7 protein-coding genes and 1 pseudogene are annotated in these 17,176 nt (G+C 74.9%); 4 read left to right on the top strand and 4 right to left on the bottom strand.

Features of this window, described 5'->3' with window-relative positions:
* Positions 1–118: 118 nt before the first annotated feature.
* The 3 genes and pseudogenes from ACFYMM_RS27880 to ACFYMM_RS27870 form a co-directional block, all read right to left on the bottom strand.
* Positions 119–7,465, bottom strand: a pseudogene (locus tag ACFYMM_RS27880) (type I polyketide synthase); the annotation flags it as partial.
* Positions 7,466–7,603: 138 nt separating this feature from the next.
* Positions 7,604–12,274, bottom strand: coding sequence for an acyltransferase domain-containing protein (locus ACFYMM_RS27875; protein ID WP_388391430.1), 4,671 nt, complete (start codon positions 12,272–12,274; stop codon positions 7,604–7,606).
* Between the two features lie 220 nt (positions 12,275–12,494).
* The gene (locus ACFYMM_RS27870) at positions 12,495–13,343 is read right to left on the bottom strand and encodes a chitosanase (protein ID WP_388391169.1); all 849 of its coding nucleotides are present in this window, start codon (positions 13,341–13,343) and stop codon (positions 12,495–12,497) included.
* 255 nt (positions 13,344–13,598) lie between these two features.
* Here ACFYMM_RS27870 and ACFYMM_RS27865 point away from each other — a divergent pair, with 255 nt between their 5' ends.
* Both ACFYMM_RS27865 and ACFYMM_RS27860 read left to right on the top strand, forming a co-directional pair.
* Positions 13,599–13,793, top strand: a complete 195-nt coding sequence (locus ACFYMM_RS27865; RefSeq protein ID WP_388391167.1) for a hypothetical protein — start codon at positions 13,599–13,601, stop codon at positions 13,791–13,793.
* Positions 13,794–13,827: 34 nt separating this feature from the next.
* Positions 13,828–14,448: a DedA family protein gene (locus tag ACFYMM_RS27860; protein WP_388391165.1), complete on the top strand. Its 621-nt coding sequence runs from the start codon at positions 13,828–13,830 to the stop codon at positions 14,446–14,448.
* A 28-nt stretch (positions 14,449–14,476) separates the two neighbouring features.
* Here ACFYMM_RS27860 and ACFYMM_RS27855 read toward each other — a convergent pair whose 3' ends face one another.
* Positions 14,477–16,339 carry an MFS transporter gene (locus ACFYMM_RS27855; RefSeq protein ID WP_388391163.1) on the bottom strand — a complete coding sequence of 621 codons (1,863 nt, stop codon included), beginning with the start codon at positions 16,337–16,339 and terminating at the stop codon, positions 14,477–14,479.
* A 51-nt stretch (positions 16,340–16,390) separates the two neighbouring features.
* On the opposite strand from ACFYMM_RS27855, the gene ACFYMM_RS27850 reads away from it, so the two are divergent.
* Together ACFYMM_RS27850 and ACFYMM_RS27845 are read left to right on the top strand one after the other, a co-directional pair.
* Positions 16,391–16,564 carry a CsbD family protein gene (locus tag ACFYMM_RS27850; RefSeq protein ID WP_388391161.1) on the top strand — a complete coding sequence of 58 codons (174 nt, stop codon included), beginning with the start codon at positions 16,391–16,393 and terminating at the stop codon, positions 16,562–16,564.
* Positions 16,565–16,651: 87 nt separating this feature from the next.
* Positions 16,652–17,143: an ATP-binding protein gene (locus tag ACFYMM_RS27845; protein ID WP_388391159.1), complete on the top strand. Its 492-nt coding sequence runs from the start codon at positions 16,652–16,654 to the stop codon at positions 17,141–17,143.
* Positions 17,144–17,176: the final 33 nt, after the last annotated feature.

The following is a 17,176-nucleotide window of genomic DNA, read 5'->3' as shown; positions in this document are numbered from 1 at the left end:
CCGTTCCTCCGCATCGGTTGATCCATCGCTGGACGCCCCATCCTTGCGCGTGGGGGGCCTGGGGCGCGAGTGCGGCACCGCGCGGAGCGGGCAGGCCGGCCCGGACCGGCGTGGTGGGCTACCTGGGGCTCGCCTGGGCCGACAGGTCGGCGAGGGCGCTGATCGCCCGGGCCAGCAGCGGGTCCTCGGCCCCGTCCGCGCCCCGGACGCCCACCCCGAGCGCGCTCGCCAGCGCGCTCGGGTCACCGCTGCGGACGGCCGCCCACACCGCGGCGGCGGGATCGGACTTCCGCTCGGCGACCGGGGTGTCCAGCCAGTACCGTCCGCGCCGGAAGGCGTACGTCGGCAGTTCCACCCGGCCGACCGGCCGGCCCGCGAGGACCGCGGGCCAGTTCCACTCCACGCCGTCCACGAAGAGCGCGGCGACCGCGTCCAACAGGGCCTCGGGCGCGGGCCGTTCGAGGTCCAGCACGGTGTGCCGGCCGGGGCCCGCGGGTCCGGCGCCGAGGACGATGCCGTGCGGCCGGGGTGCGGGGCCTGCCGCCGTCCCGGCTCCGGTACGCGGCCGCGACGGCCGCAGCAGGGCGCTCCAGTGCGCGGCCGAGCGCAGCCGGTCGGCGGCCACCGGCTGCCCGTCCTCGGCGAGGACCGGGAGCCGCGGGGCCGCGTACGTCACCTCGGCGGCGACGCGGTCGAGGCGGGCGCCCGCGCTCAGCAGCGCGCACGCGTCGGCGAGGGAGAGCACCCCGGCGGCGTGGGCCGCCGGCACCGCGCCGGTCCCGTGGCCGAGCACCCGGTCCGGCCGCAGCCCCCAGGCCTCGAGGAGCCGGAACAGGCCGACCTCCAGAGCGAACGTCGACAGGGCGAGGTCGGGGGCGTGCAGCCGTATCTCGCCGACGGCGACCGCGAACGCCGGGAACTCCTGGGCGAGCCGGCCGATCGCGGTCGCCGCCCACCCGTCCGCGGCCGCGCGCCCGTGGGTGCCGGTGCCCGTGGGGCCGGGGAAGACCAGGGTGGGCCGGACCTTCACGGCCTCGCCCGTGCGGACCCGACCGGCCTCGCCCGTGCGGACCCGACCGGCCGGGCGGCCCGCCGCCAGCTCGGTCAGCCCGCGCAGCAGGGCCGTGCGGTCCGCGCCGGTCACCGCGGCCCGGTGCGGGAAGGCGGCCCGGCCGGCGGCCAGGGTGAACGCCACCTGTGTCACGCCGAGCCCGGGCCGGTCGGCCAGGTGGGCGGCCAGCCGGGCCGCCTGGTCGCGCAGCGCCTCGGGGGTACGGGCCGACAGGACCCAGGGCGGGGTGGCGGTGTCCGGCGTCGGACCGGCCGTCTCCCGCACCGGCCCGGCGTGCGGGTCGGGCTCCGGTGCGGTGGCCTCCTCCAGGATGAGGTGGACGTTGGTGCCGCTCGCCCCGAAGGTGGAGACGCCCGCGCGGCGCGGGCGGCCGGACCGGGGCCAGGCCACGGGCTCGCCCAGCAGTCGAACCGTGCCCGCCGACCAGTCCACCTGGCCGCTCGGACGGTCGCCGCCGCGCGAGGCCGGGAGGGTGCCGTGCCGCATGGCCAGGACCGTGGCCATGACGGCGGCCGCGCCGGCCGCGCACTGCGCGTTGCCCAGGTGGGACTTGACCGAGCCGAGCCACAGCGGCCGGTCCTCGGGACGGTCCGCGCCGTACGTGGCGATCACGGCCCGCGCCTCGACGGCGTCGCCGAGCGGCGTGCCCGAACCGTGTCCCTCCACGGCGTCGATGTCGGCGGCCGTGAGCCCGGCGGCGGCCAGTGCCTGTTCCATCACCCGCTGCTGGGCCGCGCCGGAGGGGGCGCTGAGGCCGTTGCCCGCCCCGACGTGATTGGCCGCGCTGCCCCGCACCACCGCGAGCACGGGGTGGCCCAGCCGCTCGGCGTCGCAGAGGCGTTCGAGGAGCAGGGTGCCCACTCCCTCGGCCAGGCCCATGCCGTCGGCGTCGGCGCTGAAGGATCCGCAGCGCCCGTCGGGGGACAGACCGAGGGACGACGAGAGGCCGGTGAACAGGACCGGCGTCGCCATCACCGTCGCCCCGGAGGCCAGCGCCATGGTGCACTCGCCGTCGCGCAGCGCCCGGCAGGCCAGGTGGAGGGCGAGCAGGGCGGAGGAGCAGCCGGTGTCCAGGGTGAGCGCGGGGCCTTCCAGGCCGAGCGTGTAGGCGACCCGGCCGGAGACGACGCCGGCCGTGGTGCCGCCGCCGAGGTAGCCCGGCAACTCCCGCGGGAGCAGGTCCAGGCCGCTGCCGGCCGCGTGGTGGATGACGTCGGCCGCGTAGCCGCTGTGCGAGGCGCCGGTGAACACGCCGGTCCGGCTGCCGCGCAGGGACATCGGGTCGATGCCGGCGTTCTCGACGGCCTCCCAGGTGGTCTCCAGCAGGAGCCGCTGCTGCGGGTCCATGGCCAGGGCCTCACTCGGTGAGATGCCGAAGAAGTCGGCGTCGAAGGCGTCCGCGTCCCGGAGGAATCCGCCCCGGGGCCGGGGTGCTCCCGGGGCGCCGTGGCCGCCCCGGTCGGCCGGGAAGGAGGTGATCGCCTCGCCCGAGGACGTGATCAGGTTCCAGAGTTCCGCCGGGGTGCGCACTCCGCCGGGGAAACGGCAGCCCATGCCGACGATCGCGACGGCGTCCCGGTCGGTGTCGTGGGTCTCGTACGGCTCCTGTGGGCGGACCGCGGGCGTGGGTCCGGCCTGCTGGGTCCTGGGGTGCTCCGGCCGCGCGGACTGCGTGGCCGTCTCCGTCTGTTCGGCGGGGGTCAGTACCTCGGTGAGCAGGTGGGCGGCGAGGGCGGCCGGTGTCGGGTGGTCGAAGACCAGGGTGGCGGGTACGGGGTGGCCGGTCGCGGTGCCGATCCGGTTGCGGATCTTGACCGCGCCCAGTGAGTCCAGGCCGAGATCGCGGAAGGCGCGGTCGGCGTCGACGGAGTCGGCCGACGGGTGCCCGAGCACCTCGGCGACGGTGGACCGCACCAGGTCCAGGACGAAGGTCTCGCGCTCCTGCTCGGTGAGGGCGGCCAGGGTCCGGCGCAGGTCCTCGGGTCCCTCCCGCCGCTCGCCGTCGGTGTCGGTGTCGGCCCCGGGGCGCGCGGCTGCCGCCATGAGCCGCCGTGCCTCGGGCACACCGTCGAGCAGGGGCCGGTCGCGGGCGGAGGTGAAGGCGGGAACGAAGCGGTCCCAGTCGACCGGCGCGACGGTCAGGCACGCCTCGCCCCGGTCGAGGGCGGCCCCCAGCGCGTCGAAGGCCGGGCCGGCCGGCATCAACTGAAGCCCCCTCTCCCGCAGTTGCTCGGGGTCCACGGCCTTGGGCCGGTGGTTGTCCTGCAGGTGCCAAAGACCCCAGGCCACCGAGGTGGCGGGCAGGCCCCGGCCCCGGCGGTGGACGGCGAGCGCGTCGAGGTAGGCGTTGGCCGCCGCGTACGCGCCCTGTCCTCCGCTGCCCCAGGTGCTCGCCACCGACGAGAACAGGACGAAGTCGGTGACGCCCTGTCCGTCGAGGAGTTCGGCGAGGTGGTCCGCGCCGGCCGCCTTCGCGGCGAGCGACTCCTCGTACCGGGCCAGGCCGGTCTCGCTCAGCGGCACGATGTCGACGAGCGCCGCCGCGTGGACGACCGTACCCACGGTGACGTCCTGCTCCTGGAGCGAGGCCAGCAGGTCGCGCACGGCCGCACGGTCGGCGACGTCGCACTCCGCCACCGTCAACCGGGTGCCCCGGGCGCCCAGTTCGGCGCGCAGCTCGGGCATTCCGGCGGCCTGCGGCCCACGCCGGCTGGTGAGCACCAGGTGTTCCGCGCCCCGGTCGCACAGCCAGCGGGCGATGTGCGGGCCGAGCGTGCCGGTGGCGCCGGTGAGCAGCACCGCGCCGTGCGGCCGCCACTCGGGCGCGGTGGCCGGGCCGGCGTCGGCACGGACCAGGCGCCGGGCGTGGGTGCCGTCCGGGCGCAGCGCCAGCTGGTCCTCGTCGCCGGTGCCGGTCAGCACCGCGCACAGCCGCTCGACGGTCCGCTCGTCGGGGGTGGCGGGCAGGTCGATCAGGCCGCCCCAGCGCTCGGGGTGCTCCAGGGCGACGACCCGGCCCGTGCCCCAGATCATCGCCTGGCGGGGGCTGGTGAGCGCATCGTTGTCGGACACCGCCACCGCGCCGCTCGTCACCAGGTGCAGGGGGACGGCCAGTTCGGCGTCGAGCGTCGCCTGCAGCAGGGCCAGGGTGGCGGCCGTACCGGCCGGGGCGGCGGGGTGGGCGGGGTGCGGGCGTTCGTCGAGCGCGAGCAGGGAGACGATCCCGCGCGGCTCGTGGCCGGCGTCGAACGCGGTGCGCAACTCCTCGGCCAGCGTGATGCGTTCGCAGTGGCCGGCATCGATGTCCCGGCGGACCACCCGGGCGCCGTGTGCGGTGAGGGCGTCCGCCAGCCGGGTGGCGAGCGGCTCCGCGCCCGCCCCGGCGGGGACCGCGAGCAGCCAGGTACCGGCCGCCGGTCCGGGGCCGGGTTCCGGCAGCGGGATCCAGGTGACGCGGTAGTGCCAGTCGGTCACCGGGATCTCCTCGCGGGAGCGCTGCCGCCAGGAGGTGAGCGCCGGCAGCAGTTCGCTCACCGGTGAGGTGGCGTCCAGCCCGTCCGCCCGGACGAGTTCGGCGAGCGACGCCACGTCCTGTTGCTCGACGGCGTCCCAGAACTCCGCGTCGGCGGGTGAGCCGCCCGCGTTCCGTGTCCCGTCGGCGGCGTCCTCCAGCCAGTGACGGCGGCGCTGGAACGCGTAGGTCGGCAGGTCCACCGGCCGGGCCGGCCGGCCGCCGGCGGCCCCGGTCCAGTCCACCTGGCCGCCCGCTACGTGCAGTTCGGCCACGGAGGTGACGAAGCGCCGCAGGTCGCCCTCGTCGCGCAGCAGCGAGGGCACCACCGAGGCGTCGGTGTCCGGGCTGTCGTCGAAGGTCTCGCGCAGCGCGAAGGCGAGCGCGGGGTGGGCGCTGATCTCGACGAAGCGGGTGAACCCGGCGTCCAGCAGCGCGCGCACGGTCCGCTCCAGCTCGACGGGGCGGCGCAGGTTCCGGTACCAGTACGCCGCGTCCAGGCCCCGGGTGTCGTACGGGCCGGCGGTGACCGTCGAGTGGAACGGCACCTCGGCGGGGCGTGCGGTGACGCCGGACAGGTCACGCAGGAGCCGCTGTTCGACGGGTTCCACGTGCCGGGAGTGGGAGGCGAAGGTCGCCGAGATCCGGCGCACCCACACGCCCTCCTCCTCCAGTGCCGCCCGCAGTTCGTCGACGGCCGCCTCGTCCCCGGCGACGACGTGCGAGGTGGGGCCGTTGTACGCGGCGACGCACAGCCGTCCGCCCCATCGCTCCAGGCGGTCTTCCAGCCGTCCGCGCGGGAGGGTGACGGACAGCATCGCCCCGCGGTCGGACACGAGGTCGCCGGCCGCCCGGCTGCGCAGGGCGATGATCCGCGCCGCCTCGTCCAGCGTCAGGGCACCGGCCACGTACGCGGCGGCCACCTCGCCCTGACTCGACCCCATCACGGCGTCCGGCTCGACCCCGTAGGAGCGCCACAGGGCCGCGAGCGCCACGTTGACGGCGAACATCACCGGCTGCACCACCGCGGTCTCGGCGAGCGGCGGGGTGCCCGGCGCGCCGCGCAGCACGGCCGTCAGCGACCAGTCCACGTACGGGGCGAGAGCGGCCTCGCACTTCTCGATCTCCGCGCGGAACACCGGTGCCGAATCGAGGAGTTCGAGCCCCCGGCCGGCCAACTGCGCGCCCTGTCCGGGGAAGACGAACACCACCTTGCCGTCGTCGGACGCCCGGCCCCGGACCACCCCCGGTGCCTCCCGGCCGTCGGCCAGCGCGTCGAGCCCGGCCAGGAACCCGGACCGGTCGGCCGCCACCACGGCGGCCCGGTGGGCGAAGCGGGTCCGGGTGGTCGCCAGCGCGTGGGCGACCTCCGCGGGGTCCTCGGCGGGGCGGGCCGTGGCATGGGCGCGCAGCCGCTCGGCCTGGGCGCGCAGGCCGACCTCGGTCGGGGCGGACAGGGTCCAGGCCTGTACGGCGGCGGCCTCCTGCCCGTCTGTCTCCGTTCCGGCCGCTCGTGGGCCTGTTGCGGTCCCCTGTTCGGTGGGTTCGGAATCGGCTTCGCCGGCGGGCTCCGGTCCTGCCGGTGCCCGCCACTCCTCGAGGATCACGTGCGCGTTGGTGCCGCTGATCCCGAACGACGAGACGGCGGCCCGGCGCGGCCCGCCGTCCGTCTCCCACGGCTCGGCCCGCGCCGCGAGCCGCACCGCGCCGGCCGGCCAGTCGACCTTCGTGGACGGCTCGGACACCGGCCGGGCGGGCGGCAGCACGCCGTGTCCCAGCGCACCGACGACCTTGATGACGCCGGCCACTCCGGCGGCGGCCTGGGTGTGGCCGATGTTCCCCTTCACCGACCCGAGCCACAGCGGCCGGCCGGAGGGACGCCGCTGCCCGTACGCGGCCAACAGGGCCTGGGCCTCGATCGGGTCGCCCAGCGCGGTCCCGGTGCCGTGCGCCTCCACCACGTCGACCTGCTCGGGCGAGAGCCGGGCGTCGGCCAGCGCCTGGGCGATCACGCGTTGCTGGGACGGGCCGTGGGGAGCGGAGAGCCCGTTGCTGGCGCCGTCCTGGTTGACCGCGGAGCCGCGCACCACGGCGAGGATCCGGTGTCCGGCGCGCCGGGCGTCGGACAGCCGCTCCAGGACGAGCAGCCCCACGCCCTCGGCCAGCGACATCCCGTCGGCGCCCTCGGCGAACGGCCGGCATCGGCCGCCGCGGGCGAGCGCCCGTTGCCGGCTGAACTCGATGAACGACACCGGCGAGGACATCACCGTGACCCCGCCCGCCAGTGCCAGCGAGCACTCGCGCCGCCGCAGCGCCTGGCAGGCCAGGTGCAGGGCCACCAGCGAGGACGAGCAGGCGGTGTCCAGGGTGACGGCCGGGCCCTCGAAGCCGAACGTGTAGGCGATCCGGCCGGACATCACGCTCGCCACGTTGCCGGTGGCGATGAGTCCCTCGACGTCCGGCGCGGTGCGGGTCAGCCGGGCCGCGTAGTCCTGGCCGTTGCAGCCCACGAAGACTCCGGTGCGGGTGCCGCGCAGGGTGGCCGGATCGATGCGGGCCCGTTCGAACGCCTCCCACGCCGTCTCCAGCAGGATCCGCTGCTGCGGGTCCATGGCCAGGGCCTCACGGGGTGAGATGCCGAAGAAGTCGGCGTCGAACTCGTCCGCGTCGTGCAGGAATCCGCCCTCGCGCACGTACGTCGTGCCGGGGTGGTCCGGGTCGGGGTCGTACAGGTTGGCGGTGTCCCAGCCCCGGGTGACCGGGAAGCCGGTGATCGCGTCGCCGTCGGTGCCGATGAGCTGCCACAGGTCCTCGGGTGAGCGGACACCGCCGGGGTACCGGCAGCTCATCGCCACGATCGCGACCGGCTCGTGCTCCCTGGCCTCGGCCTCGGCGAGCAGCCGCTGCGAGCGCCGCACCTCACCGACCATCCGCTCCAGGTAGCCGCGCATGCGTTCGTCAGTGTCCATGTCGGTTCGCTCCTCGGGAGTGGGGGTCGGGTAACGGCGCCTGCCAGTCGGTCACGCGGAGCCGAACTCCTTGTCGATCAGGGCGAACATCTCCAGGTCCGAGATCGCGGAGAGGTCCTCGGACTCGGTGGCGCCGGCCTCCGGGGCCTTCGGTGCCGCCGCGGTCGCCGAGTCCTCCAGCTTCCACAGCAGCGCGTTGAGGCGGGCCGTGGCGCGGGTGAGGGTGTCCGCGTCGGCGTCGGCCAGCGCCGCTTCCAGGGTGTCGAGCTGGACGAGGACCGGCGTTCGCGCCTCGCCGCCCACGGCCGTGAGTTCCTCGCGCAGCCGCCGGGCGAGCAGGACGGGCGTGGGATGGTCGAAGACGGTGACGGCGGGCAGGCGTACGCCGGTGGCCGAGTTGAGCCGCTTGCACAGTTCGACGGCCGTCAGCGACTCGAAGCCGATGTCCCGGAAGGACCGGTCCACGGGGACGTCGTTCTTGGCCGGGTGGCCGAGCACCGAGGCGGCGTGCGTCCGCACCAGGTCCTGGAGCAGGCGCAGCTGTTCCGGCTCGTCGAGACCGGCCAGCCGCCGCGCCCAGCCCCGCCCGCCGTCCGCCGCCCGCTCCGGCAGCCCGCCCGGGAGCGCCCCGCCTGCGAGGGGGTGCGGGCCGTCCGAGGGCCCGGCGCCGGGCGGGAGCCGCACCGCCGTCCCGGCTTCGACAGCGTTGTCGTCGCCCGGTGCCGGGGTCTGGGCGCGCAGGACCAGGGAGCCCACCGAGGCGACCGGTCGCCCGTCCTCGTCGGACAGTTCGACGGTGATCCGGTCGGCGCCCGTGCGGCGCAGCGCCACGCGCAGGGACGTGCGGCCGGTGTCGTACAGCGTGAGGTCGTGCCAGGAGAAGGGACGCGGCGCGCCCTCGCCGGGGTCGTCCAGGGTCAGCGCGAGGGGCTGCAGGGCGGCGTCCAGGAGCGCGGGATGCAGTCCGAACCGTCCGGCCTCGGACCGCGGCGCCAGGGGCAGGTCGACCTCGGCGTACACCTCCGTCCCGCGCCGCCACACCGACCGCAGTCCCCGGAAGGAGGGGCCGTAGTGGACCCCCGCCGCGGCGAACCGGTCATCCAGGCGGTCGAGGGCCAGGGGTTCGGCGCCCTCGGGGGGCCACGCACCGGCGGTCTCCACCCCTGTGGCGCCCGTGGCACCGGTCGCCCCCGGTGCGCCGACCGTGCCGGTGGCGTACCGGCGCCAGGATTCCCCGTCGTCCGTACCGCCGGTGCGCCGGCCGTAGATGTCCAGCGGCCGTACGCCGTCCGCCTCGGCCGCGCCCACCGCCATCTGCACCTGTACGGCGCCGTCCGGCGGCAGTTCGAGTGGGGCTTCGAGGACGAGCTCCCGCACGGCGGCGCACCCGGCGCGGGCCGCCGCGTACAGCGCGAGGTCGGCCAGGGCGGCGCCGGGCAGCACCGCACGGCCCCCGACCCGGTGCTCGGCGAGCCAGGGCTGACCGCGCCGGGACAGCCGGCCGGTGAACAGCAGCCCGCCCGACCCGACGAGGTGCACGGCGGCTCCCAACAGCGGGTGTCCGGGGCTCTCCAGTCCGGCCTGGCCGAGGCCGCGGGCGGGGCCGGTTTCGGTGGCGAGCCAGTGGCTCCGTCGCTGGAAGGCATAGGTGGGCAGGTCGACACGTCGCGCGCCCCGGCCCGCGAAGACCGCCTCCCAGTCGGGGGTGGCGCCACCCACCTGCGCCTCGGCCAGTGACCTGAGGAAGCGGTCCGGGCCGCCCTCGTCGCGGCGCAGTGTGCCCACCACCGCGGTCCGGCCGGCCGTCAGGTCGTCCACGGAGGCGGCGGTCTCCTCGATGCCGAGGGTGACCACCGGATGCGGGCTCACCTCGATGAACAGCCGGTGTCCGGCGGCGAGCAGGGAGCGGGTGGCCTGTTCGAACTCCACGGTGCCGCGCAGGTTGCGGTACCAGTAGGCGGCGTCCAGGCCCGTGGTGTCCATCGCCCCGCCGGTGACGCAGGAATGGAAGGCGGTGTGCCCGGCGCCCGGCGTGATGCCGGACAGTCCGTCGAGGACGCGCTCGCGCAGGGGCTCCATGTGGGCGCTGTGCGAGGCGTAGTCGACGGCGATCCGGCGCACCCGCACGCCCCGTTCCTCGCAGTCGGCCGCGTACGCGTCGAGGGCCGTGTCGTCGCCGGCGACGACCACCGAGGCCGGACCGTTGACCGCCGCGACCGACAACCGCCCGTTCCAGCGCTCCAGTTCGCCGCGCACCCGGTCGGCCGGCCGGCCGACCGACAGCATCCCGCCGCTGCCCGCGGCGTCCAGCAGGGCCCGGCTGCGCAGGGCGACGACGCGGGCGGCGTCCTCCAGGGAGAGGGCCCCGGCGACGCAGGCGGCGGCGATCTCGCCCTGTGAATGGCCGAGCACGGCGTCGGGTACGACACCGGCCGCGCGCCACAGCCGGGCCAGCGACACCATCACGGCGAACAGCACGGGCTGGACGACGTCCACCCGGTCCGGGTCCGGCGCTCCGGGAGCCTGCCGCAGCACCTGTTCCGGGGACCAGTCCACGTACGGCGCGAGGGCCCGGCCGCACTCGGCGAGGCTGTCGGCGAACACCTCGGAGGAGTCGAGCAACTCGGTTGCCATGCCCGCCCATTGGGAACCCTGCCCCGGGAACACGAAGACCGTGCCGCCGGCCCGGGGAACCACCGCCCGGGTCAGTTCCGCGGCACCCTCACCGGCCACCAGGGCATCGAGGCCACGCAGCAGTCCGGCCCGGTCCGGGGCCACGATCGCGGCCCGGTCCTCGAAGGCCGACCGGCCCGTGGCGAGCGTGTAGCCGACGTCCAGCGGCCGCAGCTCCGGGCGGGCCCGCACGAACGCCCGCAGCCGTACGGCCTGGGCGCGCAGTGCCGCCGGGCCCCGGCCGGACACCAGCCACGGCACCGGCCCGTCGGCGCCGCCCAGGACGGACACCCCACCCCCGTCCGGGACGGATGCCGTCTCGCCGACGTCCTGCGGCTGCTCCAGGATGACGTGCGCGTTCGTCCCGCTGATGCCGAAGGACGACACCCCCGCCCGCCGTGGCCGCTCCGCCCCGGGCCAGGGCCGTGCCTCGGTGAGCAGGTCGACGGCGCCCGCCGTCCAGTCGATGACGGTGGAACGCCGGTCGGCGTGCAGGGTGCGGGGCAGTACGCCGTGGCGCATCGCGAGGACCGTCTTGATGACGCCGGCGACTCCGGCGGCCCCGGCGGTGTGGCCGATGTTGGACTTCACCGAGCCGAGCCACAGCGGCCGGCCGGCGGGACGGTCCTGCCCGTAGGTCTGCTGGAGGGCGCGCACCTCGATCGGGTCGCCGAGCGGGGTACCCGTGCCGTGCGCCTCCACGGCGTCCACCTCGCCGGGGGTGAGCCCGGCCGCCGCGAGCGCCTGGCGGATCACGCGTTCCTGGGCCACACCCCGGGGCGCGGTCAGGCCGTTGCTGGCACCGTCCTGATTGACGGCGGAGGCCCGTAACAGTGCCAGGACCGGGTGACCGTGGCGGCGGGCGTCGGAGAGGCGTTCCAGGAGCAGGACGCCGACTCCCTCGCTCATGCCCATGCCGTCGGCGTCGGCGGAGAAGGCCTTGGACCGGCCGTCCTCGGCGAGCGCGCCCTGGGCGCTCATCCCGATGAAGCCGCCGGAGGTGCTCATCACGGTCACGCCGGCCGCGAGCGCCAGCGTGCACTCCCCGGCGCGCAGCGACTGCGCGGCCAGGTGCAGGGAGACCAGCGAGGAGGAGCAGGCGGTGTCCACGGTGACGGCGGGGCCTTCGAGACCGAGGGTGTAGGCGACGCGGCCGGAGAGCACGCTCGCGGCGCCGCCGGTGACGAGGTGGCCCGCCATGCCGTCCGGGGCCTGGCGCAGGTCGGTGCCGTAGTCGGTGTGCGCACAGCCGACGAAGGTTCCCGTGCGGGTGCCGCGCAGGGTCAGCGGGTCGATGCCGGCCCGTTCGACCGCCTCCCACGAGGACTCCAGCACGAGCCGTTGCTGGGGGTCCATCGCCTGCGCCTCGCGGGGCGAGATACCGAAGAACGCCGCGTCGAACCGGTCCGCCTCGTGCAGGAATCCCCCTTCGGCGGTGTGGCTGCGCCCGGGGCGGTCCGGGCCCGTGCCCCGCAGGTCCTCCAGGTCCCAGCCGCGCCCGGTGGGGAACTCCGAGACCGCGTCCACGCCGTCCTCGACCAGCCGCCACAGGTCCTCGGGGGATTCGACCCCGCCGGGGAAGCGGCAGGCCATGGAGACGATGGCGACCGGCTCGTCCCGGGGCACGCCGTCCGTTCCGGCCGGGACTCGCGCGTCGGGCCCGGGCCCGGGGGCGGGCTCGGGCTCGGGCCGCCGGCCGAGGATCTCCGCGAGCAGGTGCGCGGCCAGGTCGTCCGGGGTGGGGTGATCGAAGATCGCGGTGGCGGCCAGGTGCAGCCCGGTCTCCTCGCCGAGGCGGCCGCGCAGTTCGACACCGGTCAGCGAGCCCAGGCCGAGGTCTCGGAAGGTCTCGTGGCCATGGATCTCCTCCGGCGCCAACGCGCCGATCAAGGCCCGTATGTGATGGGTTATCAGGGAGACCAGCAGCCGGTGCCGGCCGGCCCGGTCCGTCGCGGCGAGCCGCCGCGCCAGTGGTACGGCGGCCTCCCCGGCGGGGTCGGTTCCGGTGCCTGCGAACGGGTCGACGTCGGCCCCTGTCATGGCGCACACCTCCATGCCCGGCGGGATCGGGTGCGGGCCCAATGGACTGGACCGCACACACAGAACCCTCACGCGGCTCTCTGACACCCGTCTGACGGGCCGCTGAAACGGCTGTCACCGGCGGCGGCGACGATCCCGGGGCCGAGGGCGCTTCGCGTGCGCGCGCGGAACGGCGGGCGCGCGGTCCGTGGATCGCGCGCCCGCCGGGTGGTGTCCGGCCGCCGGGGCCTCAGCCGATGTGGTAGCTGTCCCCGTACACCTTCCAGTCCAGCGGCGGGTTCAGGTCGAGGTTGCCCTTGCGCAGGAAGACCCGCTGTTCGGTGTCCACCCTGGTGGTGTCGCTGTGGGCCTCCTCCTGCTTCATGGCCCAGACCCGGGCGTCCAGGAAGGCGTTCAGGTACGTCTTCTCGTCGCCTCCCTGGGCCGGCGGCTTCGCGGAGCGCAGGGCGCGCTTGCGGATGTTGCCGAAACTGGTCGGGTCGTCGCCGTCGCCGTGCATGACGATGGCGTCGTAGTAGGTGAACTGGCCGAGGGCGCGCAGGCCGTCCGCCTTGCCCTGCTTGACCGCCGGGTTGAAGTACACGCGGTCGCGTTCGTCGTTCTGGGCCTGCTGGAAGGCCGTGTCCTGGGCGGCCTTGCGCCAGTCCTTGGGGAAGTCCGGGTCGAGTCCGGCGTGGGAGTCGCTGCCGTTGACCCGGCGCAGCGCGGGGAGGTACTTGGCCAGGACGTTGCCTGGCCTGCGGTCGGTGTACAGCTGGACGAGGTCGAGCATGTCGCCGGTGCCCGAGCAGAAGCCGATGATGCCGGCGGTGTAGCCGCGGCCGTCCCCTATGTCCTCGATGTACTTGTACTGGGCCTTCCAGTCGAGCGAGGAGTTCTCCGCGCTCGACACCAGCTGCATGGCGATCTCCTTCTTCGCCGGGTCGTCGAGGCCCGGCGCGGCCGCAGGAGCGCCCGGAGCCGCCACGGCGCGCGAGGCGCCGATCAGGGCGCCGGAGGCGACGGCACCGAGCACGGCGACGAAGGTCCGGCGGGACAGACGGGCGGGAACTGCTGTTTCGCCATCGGGTTGTGCCACGGGAACTCCAAGTGGGAGTGGGGGGTGGGGAGTCGGTCGACGCACTACACTGGTAGGAAAGTTTCCTATCAAATGAGCCGAGGCAAGGTAACCCACTCCGCGAGAAGTTCGTAGGATCGAACAGCGCGACCGTCGCCACCACGGCGAATCCCGGTCCGCCGCCCGATCCCGGTGACCGCCGTCACCGAAGGAAGCGAAAAATCAGACATAATGGGAGCAATTCGGACCACGCGACTTCGAGGAGCCGCTCACCGCATGGCGTACGGAGCCCACCACAGCCCCCTCCTGCCTCCCCGCCCCGACCTGGGCCGCGCTCGTGACTGCGAGCAGTGCCTCGGCTGGGGAACCGTCGTCACCCGCGACGGGGAACACGAACTGTGCCACACCTGCCAGCCGGAACCCGGCGACGGCGGATCCGGCCCCGACTCCACCCGACCACCGGTGCGCTGACCGCCCTGGAACGCGGACGACGTACCGTTGAGGCATGGCCCCTCCGCTTCCGGGTCCGCTGGCTCATCTGGCGCCGCTTCTGGGCCACTACGGCTACTGGGCCGTGGGGGCCGTGGTCTTCGTGGAGGACTTCGGGGTTCCGGCCCCCGGCGAGACGATCCTGATCGCCGCCGGAATCTACGCGGGAGCGCAGCGGCTGAACATCGTGGCCGTGGCGGTGATCGCGTTCGTCGCGGCCGTGGCGGGCGACAACGTGGGCTATCTGATCGGCCGGGCCGGCGGGCGCGCCTGCGTGCACCGCTGGGGCCGGTACGTCCTGCTGACGCCGAAGCGCTTCCAGGCCGCCGAGGACTTCTTCCACCACCACGGCGGCAAGATCGTCACCGTGGCCCGCTTCATCGAGGGCCTGCGCCAGGTCAACGGGATCGTCGCGGGCACGACGGGCATGCCCTGGCGCCGCTTCTTCGCCTTCAACGCGCTGGGCGCGGCCCTGTGGGTCGGCCTGTGGTCGGCCCTGGCGTACCTGGCCGGCTCCCACATCACGACCATCTACGCGGACATCGGGCGCTACGAGCTGTACGCGCTGATCGCCTTCGCGGTCCTGGTCGCCGCGTTCGCCGTACGACACGTCGTGCGCCGCAGGCGCGAACGCTGACGGCGCGGGCGACGCCGGCCGTCCCGGGTCACCGGCGGCCGTACTCCTGGCCCGCCCCGCTCGCCCGTGTGCCGTGGTCCCGGGCCGCTCCCCGGGGGCGCCGGTCGCCGGGGGGCCGGTGGGCGCCGCGCAGGGCGGAGGCGAGGGCCGCGACCAGGGCCATGCCCGCGGCGACGGCGAAGACGACGGTCAGACCGTGGTGGAAGGGGCCGGAGACCAGCCGGGGGAAGAAGCTGTGGCCGGTCAGCGTCGCGCGCTGGGCGGCGGACAGCCCGCCGAGTGTGCCGCCGGAGCCGAGCAGGTGGCCTATGGGGTTGTCGCCGAGGAAGGTGGCGAACAGCGTGCTCACCGGCGGGAGCGAGGCGATCCGGTCGGCCGTGGCGGCCGGTACGCCGTGGGCCCGCAGCCCACTGCCGAGCGTCGCCGGCAGCGAGGACGCCAGGCCCGAGACCATCAGCGAGAAGAACACCCCGATGGACAGGGCGGTGCCCGAGTTCTGGAACGTGGAGCGCATCCCGGACGCCACCCCCCGGTACTCGGCCGGCACGCTCCCCATGATCGACGAGGTGTTGGGCGCGGAGAACATCCCCTGGCCGATGCCGCTGAGCAGCAACAGCGCGGCGAACAGGCCGTAGTCGAAGTCCACCGGCAGCGCCAGGAGCCCGACGAAGGAGGCCGCGACCAGGATCAGGCCCGCCGTCGAGAACAGCCGGGCGCCGAACCGGTCGGACAGGTAGCCCGAGAGCGGCCCGCTCACCAGGAAGCCCACGGTCAGGGGCAGCATGAAGACGCCGGCCCACAGCGGGGTGTCCTCGAAGTCGTAGCCGTGCAGCGGCAGCCAGATGCCCTGCAGCCAGATGATCAGCATGAACTGCAGGCCGCCCCGGGCGATCGCCGTCAGCAGCGCCGCCAGGTTGCCGGCGGCGAACGCCCGGACCCGGAACAGCGACAGCCGGAACATCGGCTCGGCCACCCGGGTCTCGACGAGGCAGAACACCAGCAGCAGGAAGAGCCCGCCGGACAGGGCGGCGAGCACCCAGGGGTTGCCCCATCCGGTGGCGTCGCCGCCGTAGGGCTGGATGCCGTAGGTGATGCCCGCGAGCAGGATCCCGGCGCCCGCCGCGAAGGTGACGTTGCCGAACCAGTCGACCCGGCCGCGCCGGCCCGCCGAGGTCTCGCGCAGGCTCAGGTACGACCAGACGGTACCGGTGACGCTGACCGGGACGCTCACCCAGAACACCGCGCGCCAGTCGACCGCGGCCAGCAGGCCGCCGGCGAGCAGGCCGAGGAACTGCCCGGCGAGCGCGGTGATCTGATTGATGCCGAGGGCCATGCCACGCTGCCGGGCCGGGAAGGCGTCGGTGAGGATGGCGGCCGAGTTGGCGGTCAGCATGGAGCCGCCGAAGGCCTGCACGATCCGCCACAGGATCAGCCAGAGCGCGCCGGCGCCGGCCCGGAACGGGTCGAGGGACAGGGCGACGGAGGCACACGCGAAGACCAGGAAGCCCAGGTTGTAGATCCGGACCCGGCCGAACATGTCGCCGAGCCTGCCGAGGACGACCACCAGCACCGCGGAGACCAGCAGGTAACCGAGGATCATCCACAGCAGATAGCCGATGTTGCCCGCCGCCAGCGGGTCGAGGCCGATCCCGCGGAAGATCGCGGGCAGCGAGATGATCACGATGGAGGCGTCCATCGTGGCGATCAGCACGCCGAGCGTGGTGTTGGAGAGAGCCACCCACTTGTACCCGGGGCCCGGGGGCCGCTTCGTCACGTCCACAATTACCCAGCATAGACTTATCAGTTTGGACTGTTCAACCAGGCGAGGGTAATCGCCCGGCCGCTCGCGCTCACCGGTGTTTAGACAGCGGCGCGGCGGAGAGCCGGACATTGAGCGCATATCGAAAAGATCCGAACCGAAAGAGATGGGGATGTGACTGCCATGGCTCGCAATCAGAAGGCGAAGGCCAAGGCCGAGCAGGCCAAGGGCAAGGCGAAGGAGGCCGTGGGGCGGGCCGTCGGGAACGAGCGCATGGAGACCGAAGGCCGTGTGGAGGGGGCCCGCGGCGACGCCCGGCAGGCGAAGGAGAAGACGAAGGACACCTTCCGCCACTGATCCCGCCCGCAGCCAAGGGAAGGGAACGCCACGGGAAGGGCAGCCACGGGAAGGAACCCTGTCCCCTCGAAGCGAAGGGCATCCAGCATGTACCTCTCCCCCGCGAAGCAGACGGCACGGGCCGCCGGGCCCGCCCCGCCGCACCACGCCGTCGTGTGGGACACCGAAGCCCCCCGTCTCGGCGAGGCCAGAGATGCCGTGCGCGCACTGCTCGCCCGGGCCGGCCACGCACCCGGCCGGCGCGTCGTCCAGGACGCCCAGCTCGTCGTGAGCGAACTCCTCACCAACGCCCTCAAACACGCCCCCGGCCCCTGCGGCCTGTTCGTGGAGCTGGTCCCGGACGCGACGGCCGTGCGCATCACCGTCACGGACACCTCGCCCGAACTGCCCGAGGGCCGGCCGCACGACCCCCGCCGGGCCGGCGGCCACGGCCTGTGGCTGGTGGGCATGGTCAGCAGCCGCGTGGAGGCCGTCCCGGTACCGGGCGGAAAACGCGTCACCGCCACCCTCGCCCTGCGCGCGGAGCACGGCGGGACCGGCCGGGCACGAAGGGCGGAACCCGAGCAGACTCGAAGGTGAGGGCACGAGAGCACCGTCCTCGCCGGGCACGGT

Source organism: Streptomyces sp. NPDC006739, from assembly GCF_042869815.1.
GTDB lineage: Bacteria > Actinomycetota > Actinomycetes > Streptomycetales > Streptomycetaceae > Streptomyces.
Note: the sequence above shows the minus strand (reverse complement) of the source record. Positions and strands in the feature narration are given on the sequence as shown.

What these genes read in the sequence shown, in the direction of transcription:
- ACFYMM_RS27845 (WP_388391159.1), top strand. Translation starts at nt 16,652, where the DNA reads ATGTACCTCTCCCCCGCGAAGCAGACGGCACGGGCCGCCGGGCCCGCC.
- ACFYMM_RS27850 (WP_388391161.1), top strand. Translation starts at nt 16,391, where the DNA reads ATGGCTCGCAATCAGAAGGCGAAGGCCAAGGCCGAGCAGGCCAAGGGC.
- ACFYMM_RS27855 (WP_388391163.1), bottom strand. Translation starts at nt 16,339, where the DNA reads ATGTCCGGCTCTCCGCCGCGCCGCTGTCTAAACACCGGTGAGCGCGAG.
- ACFYMM_RS27865 (WP_388391167.1), top strand. Translation starts at nt 13,599, where the DNA reads ATGGCGTACGGAGCCCACCACAGCCCCCTCCTGCCTCCCCGCCCCGAC.
- ACFYMM_RS27860 (WP_388391165.1), top strand. Translation starts at nt 13,828, where the DNA reads ATGGCCCCTCCGCTTCCGGGTCCGCTGGCTCATCTGGCGCCGCTTCTG.